The organism is Nesterenkonia pannonica, from assembly GCF_019575955.1.
Lineage (GTDB): Bacteria > Actinomycetota > Actinomycetes > Actinomycetales > Micrococcaceae > Nesterenkonia > Nesterenkonia pannonica.
The window spans coordinates 1002908-1021086 of the sequence record NZ_CP080575.1 but is presented as its reverse complement, the minus strand read 5'-3'; the positions used below and the strand labels follow the sequence as shown (position 1 = coordinate 1021086).

The following is an 18179-nucleotide window of genomic DNA, read 5'->3' as shown; positions in this document are numbered from 1 at the left end:
CGTGAGCACCGCGCACTATTTCTCGTCAGATCCTGAAGGGCCCTTCGAGCGCAGGAGAATCAGCGCTGTGCTCAACGGCGCAGAGGTGGCGGTGTCCACCTCCGGGGCATCTTCTCCCCGACGGCCTCGACAAGGGCACTGCCGTGCTCCTCAAGCACGTGCCGGACCCGTCCCCGGAGGGCGAGCTTCTGGACATCGGCTGCGGATGGGGGCCCATCGCCCTGACCATGGCTCAGCGCTCCCCGACGCCCGAGTGTGGGCGGTGGACATCAACGCCCGCTCTCGGACCCTCTGCGCCGAGAACGCGGCCTCGTTGGGCCTGAGCAACGTCATCGCAGCGGCTCCGGAGGAGGTGCCGACGGACCTGCGGTTCAGCACCATATGGTCCAACCCGCCGATCCGGGTGGGCAAGGCTGCGCTCCACGACATCCTGCTGAGCTGGCTGCCGCGCCTCGATGCCGACGCAGAGGCGTGGCTTGTGGTCCAGAAGAACCTGGGCGCCGACTCGCTGCAGAAATGGCTGGCCGCCTCACTGCCGGCCGAGCATTCCGTCGACAGGCCCGAGACTGACAAGGGCTTCCGCCTGCTGAGGGTTCGTCGGTGAGCACGCTCGAAGACCTCCATGCGGCTGCCCACGGCCGACCTGGAGGAGGCGGTCGTGTTCTCCGAGTGGAGGCGCCTGAGGCACACCTCCGCCCGCTCGCTGGAACGGACCGCCGAGCTCATGGCCGCCCTGGGACACCGACCGTCTGAGCTGCGGTTCCCGTGCTGGGGGTCGTCGGCTCCAAGGGCAAAGGAACCGCGGCCGCCTACGCCTCAGCCGCGCTGACCGGCCTGGGGCGACGCGTGGGGACGGTGATGAGCCCGGGGTGCTCAGCAACGCCGATCGGATCCGCATCGACGGGCGCATGGTGGATGAGCAGACGCGACGGGCAGCGCTGATCCGCATCGAGGAGGCGCGCCGTCGACTGCCCGCGGCCGACCCGGACACCGGCTATCTCGCGCCGACCGGTCTGTTTCTGCTGATGGGGCTGCTGATCTTTGACGAGCTGGCTGTCGATGCTGCGGTGGCCGAGGTAGGCATCGGCGGCGCATCCGATGACCTGAGCCATTGGCCGCTGGAGGCTGTGGTGCTCACCCAGATATTCGGCGAGCACCTCGACATTCTGGGGCCCACCGTGAGTGATGTGGCCGAAGATAAGGCCGCAGTCATGGGAGCCCGCACCCGCTTCTGCGTCAGCCTGGCCGACGAGCATCCGGCCGTTCCGCGCGGGCTCGGGCCACGGGCACGGTGCTGCTGCAGCCCACCCCTGAGGCCTTCGAGCTGGTGCGGCATATGCCGGAGGGGTTCCAGCGGAGCAATGCGGCCAGCCGGCGTCACCGCGGCTCTGCGGATGGCCGGAGGCGCTCACGCCCCTTCGGAGACGGCCGAGGCGCTGCGGACGGTGAACTATCCCGGGAGGCTCTCCGTGCATGAGGCCCCGCAGGGCCGATGCGTGGTGGACTCGGCGGTGTCCGGCCCAGGGCTGGAGGCAGCACTGCGGTTCGCCGAGGACCAGATGGGCGGCATTGACCAGGTGCTGGTGTGCCTGCCCCCGGCAAGGACATCGAGGGCTTCATCGACGCACTGGGCGAATTCCGGGGCACGACGCTTCGTCGAGCTGCCGGGCGCGTACACCGGCACTCCCCGCGGCAGGTGTGGCCCTGGGAGTGGGTCACGCTGCATGACCTGGGGCCGGACGTCCATGAGGCTCCCGGGTCGGTGCAGATGGAGGAGCTGCTGCGCGGTCGCCGCACCTTGGCAGCAGGCACGGTCCTGTTCACCGCACTGACGCTGCGAACGCTGGACGCAGATGCTGCCGCACTGTTCGTGGCTCCGGGGCCGGAGCGCTAGCCGCTGCTACACGACGGAGCGTTGGAAGATGCGCACAATGGAGCGCAGAGCCAGCAGGCACCCGCTGAAGGCGAAGCCGACCCCGAGCACTTCGTAGAGGCTCAGCGGGCCGAGCACGTCGGTGCCGTCCTCGGTGGTCAGCAGCAGCGCAGCCACCAGCAGGGCCGCCACCGCGATGATGGCGCCGATCCCGTCGTCGACCAGACCCCTGACGTAGGCGCGGTCCCCGCTCCATGCGAAGGGCCGGGCGTCGACGGTGAGACGCCCCTCCGCAAGCGCTGAGGTGACCTCTTCCACCCGCATCGGCATGCGGCGGGCGATCGCGGAGGACACCGCCGCTGTGCCGAGCGACTGGGCAGCCAGCCGCCCGGGGAGTTGAGACGGCGCATGATGCTTCCCATGCGGCCTCGCGCCGCTTCGAGCAGCGACATGTTCGGGTTGAGCAGCAGCAGTGAGGACTCGACGGCGGCCAGGCTCCTGAACGCCGCCGTGAACCCCGGAGGCACACCGATGCCATGGTCTCGAGCAAGTTCGAACAGCCGTCCGAACAGGCCTGCGTCGACGTCGTAGCTGCCCTGGACGAGCGCGATCTCCCGGCCGATGTCTCGCTGCAGCTGCGTGTGGTCGACGTCGTCGGGGACGTCGAAGCCGAGCACGAACGCGTTGGCGGCGGTGACGGCGTCGTCGTTGACGATCCCGTAGAGCAGCGTGGCCAGCACCTGCCGCGCCTCCGAGTCCAGGACCCCGATGGAGCCGAAGTCCAGCAGCCCGAGCGTGCCGCTGTCCAGGAGCATGATGTTGCCGGGGTGCAGGTCTGCGTGGAAGATCCCCGGATGAACACTCCTTCGACGAGCGCCGAGACGAGATCGTCCGCCAGCTGCTCCCTCACGTCGGTGTCCAGCCGCTCAATGCGGCCATGCGCCTCACTGATGGGGATGCTTACCAGCCGGGAGACCACCAATACTCTGGAGGTGGTCAGCTCGGGGACGGGCACGGGGGTGCCGATGCGGTCGACGTCCCTCAGTGCGTGCTCCAGGGCGCGGGTGTTGGTCAGCTCCTCGCGGTAGTCGAGCTCCCGCCGGATAGTCTCCATCAGCTCATCGACGAGGCTGGTGAGGTGCATGTTCCGCGCCCATTCGAATCTCTGCGACGCGATCTTCGCAGCGTGGCGCAGCACCGCGATGTCGTCCCGCACCTGTGCTCGGGCGGCTAACCGCTGCACTTTGACGACCACCTCCCGGCCGTCGTGGGTGCGCGCCGCGTGGATCTGGGCGACGGAGGCTGCGGCCATCGGCTCGGGGGTGAAGCTGGCGAACAGCTCCTCGGGGTCCGCGCCGAGCTCAGTGCGTATGACCCGGCGCACCTGCTCCAACGGGATGGGTGAGGCGTGGGCCTGGAGGGAGGCCAGGGTGCGGGTGACGTTGTCCGACAGCAGGTCCTGACGGGTGGCGAGGAGCTGGCCCATCTTCACGAACGTCACCCCTGAACGGTTGATGGCCGTGACGAGGGAGTCGGCGAAGTCCTGGTGGGCCGGTCCTGTGCGCAGCACCCGGGTCAGACCTGAGGAGGAGGCGATCTTGGCCAGCTGGGCGATTCTGCGGGTGCGTCGGATCCGCGAGTAGGTGCGGCGGGCGAGCTGCGGCAGCGAGGGCACGGAGGCTGTGGGGACCAGGGCCTCGAGCGCCACCAGCAGGATGAGTGAGGCGACTTGGATCCACAGCAGGGCCAGCAGCATCGATGCCAGCAGGGCCGGTCCGCTTGGCGTCCCATACGCCCTCGTCGTCCACCAGCCCGAGGGGCCGAGCGAAGAGCAGGCCCAGGGGCCACAGGCTGATCACCGCCGCCAAGCAGGAGATCGCGGTTCGGGTCAGCCCTGTCTTGGTTCCCAGGGCGCGCCGCGTGGAGAGGATGAGCCCCGCGGTGAGCAGCAGCCCGGTCACCGCCAGCGCGATGATCTCAACGACAGTCACGGCACCAGCTCCCCGTGAAGACAATCGTCGCCGGACCCGCAAGAGTGACCTCTTCGGCCCCGTCCTGACGCGCGGCGAAGCTCACGGTGAGCTCCCCGCCGGCTGAGGCGACCTTCCATGCGTCGACGCCCTCATCGGCGGCCCAGACCCTCGTCGCCGCGGCCGCGGCGCAGGCTCCGTGCCGCAGGAGAGGGTCTCGCCGACGCCCCGCTCGTGGACCCGCATCCGCACGTGGCCGATGCCGTCCTGCACGAGCGGGGACCCCGGGACGACGAACTCCACGTTGGTCCCGTGCGGCGGCGTCGGCTCGACGGTGGGTGCGCTGGTGAGGCTCAGACGATTGAGGGCAGCGTCGTCGGGCAGGGCCACGACGGTGTGCGGGTTACCCATGGAGATGCTGAGGGCGGGGCGGGGCTCTGCCTCGCTGGCGGCTTTGACGAGCGAGTCGCTGGCCTGCTCGGCGGCCATCTCGGGGTCGATGAAGGACCAGACGCCCATTCCCACCGCGTATCCCTCCTCCACGCGCCGGACGGCTCTGAGCCCGGATCGGGTCATGATGGGCAGCTCGTCACCCTCCGTGAGCGTGACGAGGCCTTCGGCGACGAGGAAGTGGACGAGGGCGCGGACTGCGTTGCCGCACATCTGCGCCATGGAACCGTCGCTGTTGACGTAGTCCATGAACCACACCGGTGCGTCGACGGTGCTGGTCATCGAGTGCTCGTCTAGGAGTCTGCGCCCTTTTGCCATGAGGTGGTAGCACCGCCCGGATCAGTCCGTCGGCGCCCACTCCGAGGTGTCTGTCGCATACTGCGGTGACGAAGCCGTGGTCCAGGTCCATCTGGCCTGCGGGGTCGGCGAGGAGCACAAAGTCGTTTCCGTGGCGTGGGCCTTGGTGAACTGCATCCTTCTACCTAACCATGGGCGGCGGAGCTGATGATGCGCATCGCCTGCTCAAGGCGGTCCGTCTCCAGCGCCGGAACCCAGGCGATGCGCCGGTCGGCGCGGAACCATGTGTCTTGGCGGCGCGCGAGCTTCCGGGTGGCGTTGATGGTCTGCTCGACGGCTTCGGCGTGGGTGTGCTGGCCGTCGAGGACGGCGAGGAACTGCTGGTAGCCGATGGCGCGCGAGGCGGTTCTGCCGTGACGCAGCCCTTCGTGCTCCAGTGCGCGCACCTCATCCGCCAGCCCGTGGCGCACCATGTCGTGCACGCGCTGACCGATCCGTTCTCTGAGCACCGGTCGGGGCACGTCGGTGCCGAGCTGAACGACCGGCTCCACGGAGGGCTCGTACCGGTGCGGGGGCATGAAGGCGGTGAAGGTGCCTCCGGTGATGCGCACCACTTCGAGGGCGCGGATGAGGCGGCGGTCGTCACGGATCACGGCCTCGGATGCGGGGTCTTTGGCGCGGAGCTCCTCACGGAGGGCCTCGCTGCCCCTGTCGGTGAGCTCCTGCTGCAGCTGGGTGCGGACCGTGTGGTCGGCAGGTGGGAAGTCGATGATGTCCATGGCTGCCCGGACGTAGAGGCCGGAGCCGCCGACGAGGATGGGGTGCCGCCCCGGCTCCGGATCTCGGCGATCTTCTGCCGCGCCAGCGGCTGGTACTCGGAGGCTGCGGCTTCCTGTGAGACGTCGAGGATGTCGAAGAGGTGGTGGGGTATGCCGCGCATCTCGTCTTCGGTGACCTTGGCGGTCCCGATGTCCATGCCGCGGTAGAACTGCATGGAGTCTGCGTTGATGACTTCACCGGGCGCGCCCGTCTCGGCCAGCCGGTGGGCGAGCTCGACGGCGAGTCCCGACTTTCCGGAGGCGGTAGGGCCCACCACCGTGATCAGGGGTGCGGTCACCGCGGCGCTCAGACTCGGACGCTGCTTAAGCAGGCGGGAGACTGGGCATGCCCAGGGAGACGGAGGCCGGTTTGGTGCCGTCGACCTGAGTGGTGCCCACTCCGCACGATTCGGCCTGCCAGCGGTCCCAGGCCTCGCCTGCGCGGGAGCGGCGCAGGGCATACTCCTCGGGCTGGGGATCGGCGATGAGGTGCGCTTTTCCGCCCTGGGTGATGGGCACGGTGACGAAGTCGCCGGGGCGGGGCTCCGGGCTGCCCGTGGGGACGGCGAAGTGGACGAGCCGGTTGTCTGCCGCACGCCCTGTGAGACGGGCGGTCTGGGCGGATTTGCGTCCGGAGTCTGCGGTGACGAGAAGCTCCTGGCGCGTGCCGACGAGCTTTCTGTTCTCTTCTCCGGAGATTCGGTTCTGCAGGGCGATGAGTCGCTCGAAGCGCTCTTGGACGACTTCTTTGGGGAGCTGCTCGTCGAACTCGGCGGCGGGGTTCCGGGCCGCGGGGAGTATTGGAACGTGTAGGCGCTGGCGAAGCGGGCCTCCTCGACGACCCGCATGGTCTCTTGGAAGTCCTCTTCGGTCTCACCGGGAACCCGACGATGATGTCGGTGGTGACGGCTGCGTGGGGCATCCGGTCCCGCACCTTCTCCAGGATGGAGAGGAACCGGCTGGAGCGGTAGGACCGGCGCATCGATTTGAGGATCCGGTCTGAGCCGGACTGCAGGGGCATGTGCAGCTGGGGCATGGCGTTGGGCGTCTCTGCCATGGCGTCGATGACGTCGTCGGTGAAGGAGGCCGGGTGGGGGCTGGTGAAGCGCACCCGTTCAAGACCTTCGATGTCGCCGCAGGCTGCAGAAGCTTGGCGAAGGCTCCGCGGTCGCGGAATTCGACGCCGTAGGTGTTGACGTTCTGGCCGAGCAGGGTGACCTCCACGGCGCCGTCGTCGACGAGCGCCTGGACTTCGGCGAGGATCTCGCCGGGTAAGCGTCCTTCTCCTTGCCGCGCAGTGAGGGCACAATGCAGAAGGTGCATGAGTTGTTGCACCCGACTGATATCGACACCCAGCCCGAGTGCACGGATTCGCGCTTGGTGGGCAGGGTGGACGGGAAGGTGTCGAGGGATTCGAGGATCTCCAGCTCGGCTGCGGCGTTGTGCCGCGCCCTTTGGAGGAGCGTGGGAAGGGATCCGATGTTGTGGGTGCCGAAGACCACGTCGACCCAGGGCGCCTTCTCCAGGACCGTGTTCTGGTCCTTCTGGGCGAGGCACCCGCCGACGGCGATCTGCATCCCTGGCTGCACGTCCTTGGTGCTCTTGAGCTGGCCGAGGTTCCCGTAGAGCCGGTTGTCGGCGTTCTCCGCACTGCGCAGGTGTTGAAGACCACCAGGTCAGGGCTCTGCCCCTCCTGCGCCTCGACGTAGCCGGAGCTTTCGAGGAGGCCGGAGATCCGCTCCGAATCGTGGACGTTCATCTGGCAGCCGAAGGTGCGCACTTCGTAGGTGCGGACAGCGCCAGCGGTCGGTGCGGAAAGGTCCTCGAGGGTGTCTGTCATCGGCTCTGCTCAGGTGGGGTGGCGGGTCAGGAACAAGAGGAGAGTCTACGCGGCGCGGGTGTCCAAGGCATCCCTGACGACCGTGAACGCGGCGCCCGGGCTGTGGCCGCGTCGGGCGAGCATGTCCACCAGTAGGCGTGTGATCTTGTCCGCTCCTTGCGATCCTCCGGCGCGTGGCCGGAGGGCACTGCGACTCCTCGCAGCTTATTCTCCACGAGTTCGCGCGCTGCCGCTTCCTGGTCCTCCACACTGAGCTGGTCGAGGGCGGCCTCGATGTTCTCAGGCTCAATGCCTTTGTCCTGCAGCTCGCGGCGCAGCGCGGAGGCGCCGAGGCCTTTGAGCTCGTGGCGTGTGCGCACCCATGTGTGCGCGAACGCTTCATCGTCGATCAGTTGGACGGCCTGCATTCTGTCCAGCACGCTGACGATGGTCTCTTCGGGAATTCCTTCTCGCGCAGAGCCTGAGCCAATTGATGGCGGGACTTGGGCGAACCGGTGAGCTTCCTCAGCACCACTGCGCGGGCTTTCGAGTACTCCGAGACCTCTTCGTGAGCCTGGGGCTCCTGCCGACTCCTTCCCGGAGTCGGCAGGAGCCTCAGCGGCCTTCGCGTCGAACAGGTCGGAGCGAAGTTCTCCAGACTCCAGCTTCTCGAGAGTCTGGCGGAGCTTGTCCAGCTTGTCTGGCTGTGCACCCTCAGGGTCAGCCATCAGACGGCCTTCAGCTCAGGGCCCGATTCCTCGCCTTCGGTCTTGATGATGCCGAGCTTCTCCTTGATGCGGCGCTCGATCTCATCGGCGAGGTCGGGGTTGTCCTTGAGGAAGTGGCGGGCCTTCTCCTTGCCCTGGCCGAGCTGATCCCCTTCGTAGGTGAACCAGGCGCCGGACTTCTTGACCAGGCCGTTCTCCACGCCCACGTCGATCAGGCCGCCCTCACGGGAGATGCCCTCTCCGTAGAGGATGTCGAACTCGGCCTGCTTGAACGGCGGAGCCATCTTGTTCTTCACGATCTTGGCCCGGGTGCGGTTGCCGACGGCGTTCACACCCTCCTTCAGAGTCTCGATGCGTCGCACATCGACACGGACTGAGGCGTAGAACTTCAGGGCCTTGCCGCCGGACGTGGTCTCCGGGGAGCCGAAGAAGACTCCGACCTTCTCGCGGAGCTGGTTGACGAAGATCGCTGTCGTCTTGGTCTGCGCCAGGCGGCCGGTGATCTTTCGCAGCGCCTGCGACATCAGGCGGGCCTGCAGGCCCACGTGCGAATCGCCCATCTCGCCCTCGATCTCAGCGCGAGGCACCAGTGCGGCCACGGAGTCGATGACGACGATGTCCAGCGATCCGGACGAGACCAGCATGTCCATGATCTCCAGAGCCTGCTCACCGGTGTCCGGCTGGGAGACCAGCAGAGCGTCGGTGTCCACGCCCAGCTTGGCGGCGTAGGCGGGGTCGAGCGCGTGCTCGGCATCGATGAACGCCGCAATGCCGCCGCTCTTTTGGGCGTTGGCAACGGCGTGGAGGGCGACCGTCGTCTTGCCGCTGGACTCGGGGCCGTAGATCTCCACGACACGGCCGCGGGGAACCCGCCGATGCCCAATGCGGCATCCATGGAGATCGATGAGGTCGGAATGGCCTCGATAGGAGCGCGGGTGTCATCGCCCAGACGCATCACCGAGCCCTTGCCGTACTGCTTGTCGATCTGGGCGAGGGCCGCTTCAAGGCCTTCTCGCGGTCAGGGCTTGCTGCCATGATTCACCTCACGGGGTTGTGGTCTGTGGGTACGCGATCGAGACTACGGCGGACCTATGACACGTGCTGTGTCATCACCATGACAAGGTGCGGTAAGCGCGGCCGCCATCGCGACGCTGCGTCACTGCAAGACTCTAGTCCCGGATCGAACACATATTCGAACCAACACGCCGACCGCGCCGTCGTCGGATCCGGGGCAGGTCGGCTCAGTCGCGCTTCAGCGGAACATCCGCGCCGAGAAGTCGCTCCTCGGGCACGTCCTGCTGCCTGCACAGCGCCTCCCACACACGGCGTGGCTCGACCCCGGCCCTCAGCGCCTGCTGCGCGGTGAGCTGGTACTCACTGATGACCAGCTCACCGGCGAGCACGGGGCGTAGCCCGCGCCGAACTCGCCCTCCATGAGGGACCAGAACCTCGACTCACGCACCGATGAGCTCGTCGGTTCCAAACTCCTGCTGAAACTCAGCGGGGACGGTATCGGGAATGGTGATGCCTTCGGCCACTGCGATGCGCTCGGCGACCTGGAAGAGCATGACGGCCAGAGGCACGTTCAGCGCAGCGCAGATCGACGCCAGAAGCTCCGAGGAGGCTTCCTTCTGACCGCGCTCCACTTCGGAGAGGTAGCCCAGCGAGACTCGCGCATCATGGGAGACGTCACGCAGTGTGCGTCCCTCCTCCTGGCGGATGCTGCGCAGCACATCACCGATCTCCTGGCGCATCGTCACTCCCTTGGACTCTGGGGCTTCTGCTCGGGGAGCTGCTCCTCGGCGTCCTTCCACCGGGTGACTCCGTTGACGGTGACTGGCTGTCGCACCATGTGCTGACTCCTTGCTGAGCGGCTGCGGCTGAGGCTCGGACTTTTTCGGACTGACCTAGAACAACGGAAGGGGCGGCTGACTTGTTCCCACAGTAGCCGCAATGGGCTGAGAGCAGGAGCCCCGCGGGGCTTGGGGCTCACGGCTGGTCCGTCCCCACGATCCCCTCAGGTTCGGTGAGGAGCAGATCGTAGGTCAGCTTCAGGGCCCCCTCCAGGGAGGCGTCCCTGATGTGCTGGCGCGTGCTGTCCACGTCGTCGTCGGGGGCCAGGTCGAGCAGGAGGGCGCCGGTGAGCCAGTCGCCGTCGAGCTCGTGGGGATGGGCCTCCGGCGGCAGCGTCAGGCTCAGACGCGATGCTGTGTCCTTATGGAGTGCGAGGCCCAGGTACACGGTGCCGACGTCCTTGCCCTCGTGGGGAGCCGGACCGGCCACCCCTGTGGTGGAGACTCCCAACTGTGCCCGGCATCTGCGGGCCGCACCGCGGGCCATGTAGGCGGCGACCCGGCCGTCCACGGCTCCGCAGTCCTGCAGAACCTCGCGCGGGACCTCCAGGACCTCTTCCTTGACCAGGACGGAGTAGGAGACGATTCCACCCTGAAGCACCTCTGAGGCTCCCGGCACATCAGCGATCCGCGCGGACAGAGAAGCCGGCCGTCAGCGACTCGGCGGTCGCCAGGGTGATTCCGCGGTGGGCGCATCGCTGCACCAGCTCCACCGGGTCCTGCCTGCGGCTGGCGTCCTCGGCCACGTGGACTGCCGGCCCCTGCACGGTCATCGTGCTGCGCGCCTGATGCGCATCGCCTGGACGACGTAGTCGATGCCTGTGACCACAGTGACCACGGCGGCGACGATGACGATCCACAGGGCCACGGTGCTCAGCCATCCGGCGATGACGGCCAGGGGCAGAAGCATCAGCTGCAGCCCCGCGGCCTGGAGCACCGTCTTGAGCTTGCCGCCCCGGGAGGCGGGCATGACCTGGGTGCGGATCATCCACATGCGAAGCAGGGTGACGCCGACCTCGCGCACGAGAATGACGATGGTGACCCACCAGGGCAGCTCCCCAGCACGGAGAGCATGACGAGCGCCGACCCGATGAGCAGCTTGTCGGCGATGGGGTCCGCGATCTTGCCGAAATCCGTCACCAGATTACGTGCGCGCGCGACGTCGCCGTCGATCTTGTCGGTGATGACCGCGAGGGCGAAGACCGCAGCCGCGACCCACCGCCAGATGTCCTCCTGGGGCTCGAGGCCCTCCGCGTCCAGCAGCAGCGCCGCCACGAAGACCGGCACCAGAGCTATGCGCAGCATCGTCAGCACATTGGCGATGTTCCACAGCGGTACGCGGCGATCATCCATACCTGCGACTCTACAGCCTCGACCCCTCAGATTCCTGGCAGATAGGGCCTGCTCAGCCCCTGCAGCTCAGCCTCTTCCGGTGAGCTCCCACGCGTCCTCGGCACCGTCGGAATCGTGGCCGTCGTAGTAGTCGGCTGCCTTCGGGATCTGCTGGGTCCGTTCGGCCAGATCGGCGGCGATGAGGTCCTGGACCTCGCCGGTGTGCACGGTGCCTGTGGTGCCTCCTGGGGAGGTGCGCTAAGCCGGGGCCTGCTGCGGCTCGGGCACCGCCGTGCCCTGTGCCGTCTCCACGCCGACGGCCGCCCCGTTGTAGGGCTCCTCGTCCTGCGGAGCGTCCTCGCCCTTGATGGTCGCCAGCACATCAGGGAGCTCGTCCGGGGCACGAGGACGTCGCGGGCCTTCGACCCTTCGGAGGGGCCGACGACCCCGCGCGACTCCATGAGGTCCATGAGTAAGCCCGCTTTGGCGAAGCCGACCCTGAGCTTGCGCTGCAGCATGGAGGTGGAGCCGAACTGCGTGGTGACCACCAGTTCGGTCGCGGCCAGCAGCAGCTCGAGGTCATCGCCGATGTCCTCGTCGATGTCCTTCTTCTTCGGCTCCATGGCCTTCACAGCATCGTCGACGTACTGCGCCTTCAGCTGCGACTTCACATGCTCAACCACCGCATGGACTTCGGACTCGTTGACCCAGGCGCCCTGCACACGCATCGGTTTGGAGGCGCCCATGGGCAGGAAGAGGGCGTCGCCCTGGCCGAGCAGCTTCTCCGCGCCGACGGAGTCCAGCACCACGCGGGAGTCGGTGGCAGAGGAGGTGGCGAAGGCCATGCGGGAGGGCACGTTGGCCTTGATGAGGCCGGTGACCACGTTGACCGAGGGGCGCTGGGTCGCCAGCACCAGGTGGATGCCCGCAGCGCGCGAGCTGGGTGATGCGCACGATGCTGTCCTCGACATCCCTGGGGGCGACCATCATCAGGTCAGCCAGCTCGTCGACGATCACCAGCAGGTAGGGATACGGGCGGAGCACGCGCTGGGAGTCGGGCGGCAGCTGGATCTTTCCGGCGCGCACCGCCTTGTTGAAGTCGTCGACGTGCTTGTAGCCGAAGTGGGCGAGGTCGTCGTACCGGTTGTCCATCTCCTTGACGACCCATTCCAGCGCCTCGGCGGCCTTCTTGGGGTCGGTGATGATGGGCGTGATCAGGTGAGGATGCCGTCGTAGCCGGTCAGCTCGACCCGCTTGGGGTCCACCATGACCATGCGCACCTCATCCGGGGTGGCCCGCATCAGCACGGAGGTGATCATCGAGTTGATGAACGCTGACTTGCTTAGCTCCCGTCGCACCGGCGACGAGCATGTGGGGCATCTTCGCGAGGTTGGCCACGACGTAGCCGCCCTCGACGTCCTTGCCCACTCCCATCACCATCGGGTGCTCGGTGCGGCGTGCTGCGTTGGAGCGCATGACGTCGCCAAGCGCTACGACTTCCTTGTCCCGGTTGGGGATCTCGATGCCGATCGCTGACTTGCCGGGGATCGGGCTGAGGATGCGCACCTCGTTGGATGCCACGGCCAGGAGATGTTCTTCTCGAGGCTGGTGACCTTCTCCACCTTGGTGCCAGGGGTGAGCTCGACCTCGTAGCGGGTCACGGTGGGCCCGCGCGAGAAGCCGGTCACCTGCGCCTCGACCTTGAACTGGTCGAAGGTGTGGTTGAGCGCCTCGACGATCTCGTCATTGGCGGCCGTGTGCTCCTTGGGCACCGGGTAGGCGGGCAGAAGCTTCTGGTCCGGCAGGGTGTAGGTGACGTCGCCGGCGAGCTCCAGCTGCTCCGAGCGGACGGGGAAGTCGGTGATGGGCGTAAGCTTCTCCGGCTCGTTGGTCATGGGGATCGATCCCGCAGACGACGAGGCGCCGTCCTTGGGCGCCGCGGCCGCCTTCTGGCCGACCATCTCCTCATAGTCGTACAGGCCCGCGGCCTCCTTGGCCGCCTGGATCTCGCGCTGCTGCTTGGTGGGCCGCTTGGTGCCGGGCTTCGGAGCCGACTCATCGTTCTGCGCCTACTCCACCTGCACGGGCGAATCGTAGGCACCCTCTGGGGCGCTCTCCGCAAGGATCTCGGTGGCCTGGGTCTGCGCGGCCTCGTCCTCTTCAGAGTCGCTGCTCCCGATCTTGGAGAAGAAGCCGGGGCGCTGCGACTTGGCCTTGGTCTTGGACTTGGGCGCCTGCGGGCTCACGCCGGTGTACTGGGCGGTCTGCTGCTGCGAATCGCCGCCGGAGGGCATCTGCTCGGCGTCGGCGTCCTCGGAGCGGGCAGGGCGCGGCGCCGCCTCGCCGATCAGGTAGTGGCGTGCCACGTCGATCCGCTCGGGGATGCGGCGGACGGGGGTGTCGGTGAGCACCAGGATCCCTGCGATGAGGATGGCGCTGAGGATGAACCACACCGGGTAGGCCGTCACCAGGAGGCCATCGGCACGGCCACGAGGTAGCCGATCACACCGCCGGAGCTGAGCATCTGCTCGAAGCCGTAAGCCTCTCCCTGCTCGAAGGTCTCGTTGATGCTCGGCAGACCCGCTGCGAGGTGGGCCAGGTAAGCGCCCGCGGCGAGAATGATCGCCAGGCCCAGCGCGACGCGCCCGTTATTGTCATGGGCCTGCGGCGTGCGGAAGAGCCGCACGCTGGTGATGAGCAGGGCAAGGGAAGGATCACGCTCGCCCAGCCCAATGACCCCGCAGTCAGCCGATGGATGAGCTCGGGGACCCAGTGGTCCCAGTGCCGGGCGCCCCACCAGTCGACGACGGCGGTGAGTGCGGCCAGCAGCAGAAACACCAGGCCCGCCGCGTCGCGACGGTCGTCGGGGTGGATCTTCACCTGCCGTCCGACCCCGCGCACACTGGTCCCGACAGGGGTCGCCAGTGCCATCCACAGGGCCGTGAGAATGCGCGCGGGAAGCGGCACCTGCTCCTCAGCAGGCTGCTGCTTCTTCTTTCCAGACGTCGTCCCGCGGCCGGAGGAGCTCTTCTGTCCGGACGACCGCGAGGGGAAGTACGTGTCGCCATACCCCCAACCTAGCGGTGAGGAGCCGACTTGACGTGTATATACGCGGCTCAGGTCTCCACGACGACAGGAACGATCATCGGTTTGCGGCGCAGCTTGCGGCTGACCCACGACCCGATCGTGCGCCGCACCACCTGCTGGAGCTGGTGGGTGGTGTGCTCCTTGTTGGACTCGATCGCCTCGATGAGAGCCTTCTCGATCTTGGGCTTGATGCCCTTGAACACGGCGTCCTCCTCGGCCACGCCGCGGGCGTGGATGTCCGGCCCGGAGACGATGGTGCCGGTCTGACGGTTCACCACCGTGATCACCGAGATGAAGCCCTCCTCGCCGAGGGTGCGGCGGTCCTTGAGGTCGGTGTCGGTGATCTCGCCGATGCTGGAGCCGTCGACGTAGACGTAGCCGCACTCGATCTGGCCTGTGATCCGGGCCTGCCCGTCGCGCAGATCAACGACGGATCCGTCCTCGCAGAGCAGGACGCTGTCCGGGAGCACACCGGTCTCCTCGGCGAGCCGACCATTGGCGATCAGGTGCCTGGTCTCACCGTGCACCGGCATGACGTTTCGAGGCTTCAGGATGTTGTAGCAGTACAGCAGCTCGCCCGCCGAGGCATGCCCCGAGACGTGCACGTTGGCGTTGTCCTTGTGCACCACGTCGGCGCCGGTCTTCATCAGACCGTTGATCACCCGGTACACGCTGGTCTCGTTGCCGGGGATGAGCGAGGAGGCGAGGATGATGGTGTCGCCCTCGCCCACCTGGACCTGGTGGTCGCCGTTGGCCATCCGTGACAGGGCAGCCATCGGCTCGCCCTGGGATCCGGTCGACATGAGCACCAGCTTGTGGTCCGGCACGTCGTCGACCTTCTTGATGTCGACGAGAAGACCCTCAGGCACGTCCAGGTAGCCGAGCTTGTCGGCGATGCCCATGTTGCGGACCATCGAGCGCCCCACGAAGGCCACCTTGCGGCCGTGCTTGTGGGCCGCGTCGAGCACCTGCTGCACCCGGTGGATGTGCGAGGCGAAGGACGCCACGATGATGCGCCGCTCAGAGTCGCGGAAGTAGGACTCGATGACCGGGCCGATGTTCTTCTCCGGCGCGGTGAAGCCCGGCACGTGGGCGTTGGTGGAGTCGGAGAGGAACAGGTCCACACCCTCCTCCCCAGACGGGCGAAGTGCCGGAGGTCCGTGATCCGGCCGTCCATCGGCAGCTGGTCCATCTTGAAGTCGCCGGTATGGAACACGTTTCCGGCCTCGCTGCGGATGAACACGGCCAGGAGTCGGGGATGGAGTGGTTGACTGCGACGAACTCGCACTCGAAGGGGCCGAAGCTCTCCACGCCCCCTCTTCGACGGTCAGCGTGTAGGGCTTGATCCGGTGCTCGGCGAGCTTGGCCTCGATGAGTGCGAGGGTGAGCCTCGAGCCGATGAGCGGGATCTGGTCGTTCTTGCGCAGCAGGTAGGGCACGGCGCCGATGTGGTCCTCGTGCCCGTGGGTGAGCACGAGTCCGACGACGTCGTCGAGCCGGTCTTCGATGTAGCTGAAGTCCGGGAGGATCAGGTCGACTCCGGGCTGCTCCTCCTCGGGGAAGAGCACGCCGCAGTCCACGAGCAGCAGCTTCCCGTTGAGCTCGAACACGGTCATGTTTCGGCCGATCTCACCGAGCCCTCCGAGCGGCACGATGCGCATCGTTCCGCTCTTCAGCTTGGGCAGGGTGATCAGTGTCTCTGTTGTCACAGGCGACTCCTCAAAGTCTCAATAGCGGCACGGGGTCGACGGCAGCCTCACAGCTGCCAGTAAACTCTCCGCAGGTCGTGGAGGATGAGCTCCTGCTCAGCCTCATTTGCCTGCACCAGGGGCAGGCGAACGTCAGTGCGGATGGGGAATCCGATCCAGTTCAGGGTCAGCTTGGAGGCCACGCTGCCCTGCACGCGGGTCATCATGGCGCGGATCACGGGGCCCAGCTCGCCGTGAGCGATGCGGGCGTCCTTCAGCTGATAGTTCAGCAGCGCGTCGATCATGCGCCGGAAGGTCGGGAGGCCACATGGCTGGTGACCGAGACCACGCAAGCGGCGCCCATCGCCATCCATGCGAGCACGTTCTGGTCATCGCCCGAGTAGATCTCCAGCTCGGTCTTGGTGAGCACCTCAGTGGTGGCCGTGATGTCGTTCTTTGCGTCCTTGAGCGACATGATGCGCGGGTGCTCGGCCAGCCGGAGGATGGTCTCGGTGGCGATCGGGATGCCGGTGCGCCCGGGGATGTCATAGATCATCAGCGGCAGGTCCGCCGCGTCCGCGACGGCCCTGAAGTGGGCGAGCACGCCGTCCTGGGAGGGCTTGTTGTAGTACGGGGTGACCACCAGCTGGCCGTCGGCTCCCGCTCGCTCGGCCTTCGCGGCCATCTCGAGGTCGTGGCTGGTGTGGTTGGTGGAGGTGTAGGCGATGATCTTGGCCCGGTCCCCACCGCGGATTTGGCGGCGCGGACCAGGTCAGCCTTCTCGTAGTCCTCGAGGGTGGATGTCTCTCCGGTGGTCCCGGAGACCACCAGCGAGTCGTTGCCCTCCTCGACGAGCTTGTGCGCCAGGGCCTCGAACGCCTCGAAGTCGACCCGGTCATCCGCGGTGAAGGGTGTGACCATGGCAGTGGCCAGGTGCCCGAAGTAGGGGTCGGTCTGATCAGGGTGCTTGATCTCCCCTCAGCCAGATAGGGGTCGAACTCGCGGGTGGTGTCCTGGTCGCCGGTCATACAAAGTACTGTAACGCGTGTGAAGTCTCGCACCGGCACCGAATCTCGGAGAGCCACCGGACGTCTCCTCGGCGTGGATGCCGCTCGCGGGGCCGCACTGATCGGCATGATGACTGTGCACGTGATCAGCAGCCAGAACCCGGACGGCACCGCCTCCACCGCAGGCCTGGTGCTCTCCGGCCGCTCCGCGGCCCTCTTCGCGGTGCTGGCGGGAGTGGGACTGGCCCTGATGAGCTCGCGCACCTCGGATGCGCTGACGCTCTCGTGGACGCGTCGTGCCGTGGCGGTGCGCGCCGGGCTGATCATCGTGCTGGGCGCCTTCCTCGCCCTGATGAATCACGGCGTGGCGGTGATCCTGGTCAACTACGGGCTCATGTTCCTCCTAGCGCTGCCTTTCCTGCGGCTGGGCGCCAAAGCCCTGGCTGGACTCTCGGCGGGCTTCGCACTTCTGGGCCCTGCGGCCCTCTACCTGTGGCAGAACGCATTGCGGGAGACGCTCAGCAGCCAGCCGGAGCGGCTCTGGCACTCCCCACCTTCCTGGACCTCTCGGACAGTCCGGAGACCTTCGTGGATCCGGGCACCCTGGCGCTGGACCTGACGGTGACCGGCTACTACCCGCTGCTGGTGTGGTAGGCGTACTTCTTCGCGGGCATGGCCATCGGCCGCCTGAACCTGCGCCGCCTCTCCACGGCGGCCGCCCTGGCCGCCGCCGGTGCTGCGGGCGCTGCGGCCACCTACCTGATCGGGTGGGCGACGGTGGAGACCTCCGGCATGTTCGGCCACCTCCAGCAGCTCTCCGGCTATGAGCCGCACGAGGTGCAGGGCGCCCTGGAGACCAACGACCACCTGCTGCCCTTCATCACCCACCCGGCCTGGTTCGGCCTGGTCACCCCGCATCAGGGATCCCCGGTGGATCTCATCCACACGCTGAGCACCTCGATGCTGACCCTCGGCGTCCTCCTGCTCATCGCTGCGGCCCTCCCCTGGCTCACCGCACCCCTGGTAAGCGCCGGCGCGATGCCGCTGACGCTCTACACCGCCCACCTGCTGGTGCTGGCAGTGTGGCATCCCAGCGAAGACCTGCAGGAGACGGTCACCCCACCGATGCTCTGGACGGGGTTCATCGTCGCGTTCCTGGTCCTGGGTCTGGTGAAGGTGCTGGTGAAGAGGCGAGGGCCCCTGGAGGCCGCGACGGCAGGGGCAGCGCACGCCCTGGTAGGCCCGAAGCCCTGACCA

The 18179-nt window shown here is 67.4% G+C and carries 11 protein-coding genes and 11 pseudogenes; 5 read left to right on the top strand and 17 right to left on the bottom strand.

Going from position 1 to position 18179, the window contains the following annotated elements; all coding sequences use genetic code 11:
- The first annotated feature begins 1 nt into the window (after nucleotide 1).
- The 3 genes and pseudogenes from K0H76_RS07500 to K0H76_RS07490 all read left to right on the top strand — a co-directional run bounded on the left by K0H76_RS07500 (nucleotide 2) and on the right by K0H76_RS07490 (nucleotide 1832).
- Nucleotides 2–604 (top strand): annotated as a pseudogene (locus K0H76_RS07500) (class I SAM-dependent methyltransferase).
- Between the two features lie 18 nt (nucleotides 605–622).
- Nucleotides 623–829, top strand: coding sequence for a hypothetical protein (locus K0H76_RS07495; RefSeq protein ID WP_258934997.1), 207 nt, complete (start codon nucleotides 623–625; stop codon nucleotides 827–829).
- Between the two features lie 40 nt (nucleotides 830–869).
- Nucleotides 870–1832, top strand: coding sequence for a hypothetical protein (locus K0H76_RS07490; protein ID WP_258934996.1), 963 nt, complete (start codon nucleotides 870–872; stop codon nucleotides 1830–1832).
- 68 nt (nucleotides 1833–1900) lie between these two features.
- Here the strand turns inward: K0H76_RS07490 and K0H76_RS07485 are convergent, their stop codons facing one another.
- The 17 genes and pseudogenes from K0H76_RS07485 to dapA all read right to left on the bottom strand — a co-directional run bounded on the left by K0H76_RS07485 (nucleotide 1901) and on the right by dapA (nucleotide 16836).
- Entirely contained in the window at nucleotides 1901–2065 is a 165-nt protein-coding gene (locus tag K0H76_RS07485) for a hypothetical protein (RefSeq protein ID WP_258934995.1), read from the bottom strand.
- Nucleotides 2032–3359, bottom strand: a pseudogene (locus K0H76_RS07480) (AarF/ABC1/UbiB kinase family protein). The gene K0H76_RS07485 and the pseudogene K0H76_RS07480 overlap by 34 nt, the downstream one beginning before the upstream one ends.
- 491 nt (nucleotides 3360–3850) lie before the next feature.
- Nucleotides 3851–4729: pseudogene (dapF, locus tag K0H76_RS07475) on the bottom strand (diaminopimelate epimerase).
- A gap of 46 nt (nucleotides 4730–4775) precedes the next feature.
- A pseudogene (gene miaA / locus K0H76_RS07470) lies at nucleotides 4776–5719 on the bottom strand (tRNA (adenosine(37)-N6)-dimethylallyltransferase MiaA).
- A 13-nt stretch (nucleotides 5720–5732) separates the two neighbouring features.
- Nucleotides 5733–7248: pseudogene (gene miaB / locus K0H76_RS07465) on the bottom strand (tRNA (N6-isopentenyl adenosine(37)-C2)-methylthiotransferase MiaB).
- A gap of 26 nt (nucleotides 7249–7274) precedes the next feature.
- Nucleotides 7275–7955 carry a RecX family transcriptional regulator gene (locus tag K0H76_RS07460; RefSeq protein WP_258934994.1) on the bottom strand — a complete coding sequence of 227 codons (681 nt, stop codon included), beginning with the start codon at nucleotides 7953–7955 and terminating at the stop codon, nucleotides 7275–7277.
- Nucleotides 7955–8910: pseudogene (recA, locus tag K0H76_RS07455) on the bottom strand (recombinase RecA). Before recA ends, K0H76_RS07460 begins: the two are co-directional and overlap by 1 nt.
- Before the next feature lie 286 nt (nucleotides 8911–9196).
- A pseudogene (locus tag K0H76_RS07450) lies at nucleotides 9197–9417 on the bottom strand (DUF3046 domain-containing protein).
- On the bottom strand, nucleotides 9410–9709 hold the full coding sequence (locus K0H76_RS07445; protein ID WP_246836333.1) for a helix-turn-helix domain-containing protein: 300 nt from the start codon (nucleotides 9707–9709) through the stop codon (nucleotides 9410–9412). The pseudogene K0H76_RS07450 and the gene K0H76_RS07445 overlap by 8 nt, the downstream one beginning before the upstream one ends.
- A gap of 235 nt (nucleotides 9710–9944) precedes the next feature.
- Nucleotides 9945–10427: a CinA family protein gene (locus K0H76_RS07440; RefSeq protein ID WP_258934993.1), complete on the bottom strand. Its 483-nt coding sequence runs from the start codon at nucleotides 10425–10427 to the stop codon at nucleotides 9945–9947.
- Nucleotide 10428: 1 nt separating this feature from the next.
- On the bottom strand, nucleotides 10429–10581 hold the full coding sequence (locus tag K0H76_RS07435; protein ID WP_258934992.1) for a hypothetical protein: 153 nt from the start codon (nucleotides 10579–10581) through the stop codon (nucleotides 10429–10431).
- Nucleotides 10578–11161, bottom strand: a pseudogene (pgsA, locus tag K0H76_RS07430) (CDP-diacylglycerol--glycerol-3-phosphate 3-phosphatidyltransferase). Before pgsA ends, K0H76_RS07435 begins: the two are co-directional and overlap by 4 nt.
- A 66-nt stretch (nucleotides 11162–11227) precedes the next feature.
- Nucleotides 11228–13182: pseudogene (locus K0H76_RS07425) on the bottom strand (DNA translocase FtsK); the annotation flags it as partial.
- Nucleotides 13183–13209: 27 nt separating this feature from the next.
- Nucleotides 13210–13608 (bottom strand): hypothetical protein, encoded by a 399-nt coding sequence (locus K0H76_RS07420; RefSeq protein WP_258934991.1) that lies wholly within the window; start codon nucleotides 13606–13608, stop codon nucleotides 13210–13212.
- The gene (locus K0H76_RS07415) at nucleotides 13605–13826 is read right to left on the bottom strand and encodes a hypothetical protein (RefSeq protein WP_258934990.1); all 222 of its coding nucleotides are present in this window, start codon (nucleotides 13824–13826) and stop codon (nucleotides 13605–13607) included. The genes K0H76_RS07420 and K0H76_RS07415 overlap by 4 nt, the downstream gene beginning before the upstream one ends.
- Nucleotides 13827–14256: 430 nt before the next feature.
- Nucleotides 14257–15888, bottom strand: a pseudogene (locus tag K0H76_RS07410) (ribonuclease J).
- A gap of 95 nt (nucleotides 15889–15983) precedes the next feature.
- A pseudogene (gene dapA, locus K0H76_RS07405) lies at nucleotides 15984–16836 on the bottom strand (4-hydroxy-tetrahydrodipicolinate synthase).
- A 126-nt stretch (nucleotides 16837–16962) separates the two neighbouring features.
- Here dapA and K0H76_RS07400 point away from each other — a divergent pair.
- Together K0H76_RS07400 and K0H76_RS07395 are read left to right on the top strand one after the other, a co-directional pair.
- Entirely contained in the window at nucleotides 16963–17541 is a 579-nt protein-coding gene (locus K0H76_RS07400) for a DUF1624 domain-containing protein (protein WP_258934989.1), read from the top strand.
- 53 nt (nucleotides 17542–17594) lie between these two features.
- On the top strand, nucleotides 17595–18176 hold the full coding sequence (locus tag K0H76_RS07395) for a hypothetical protein (protein WP_258934988.1): 582 nt from the start codon (nucleotides 17595–17597) through the stop codon (nucleotides 18174–18176).
- The last annotated feature ends 3 nt before the right edge of the window (nucleotides 18177–18179 follow it).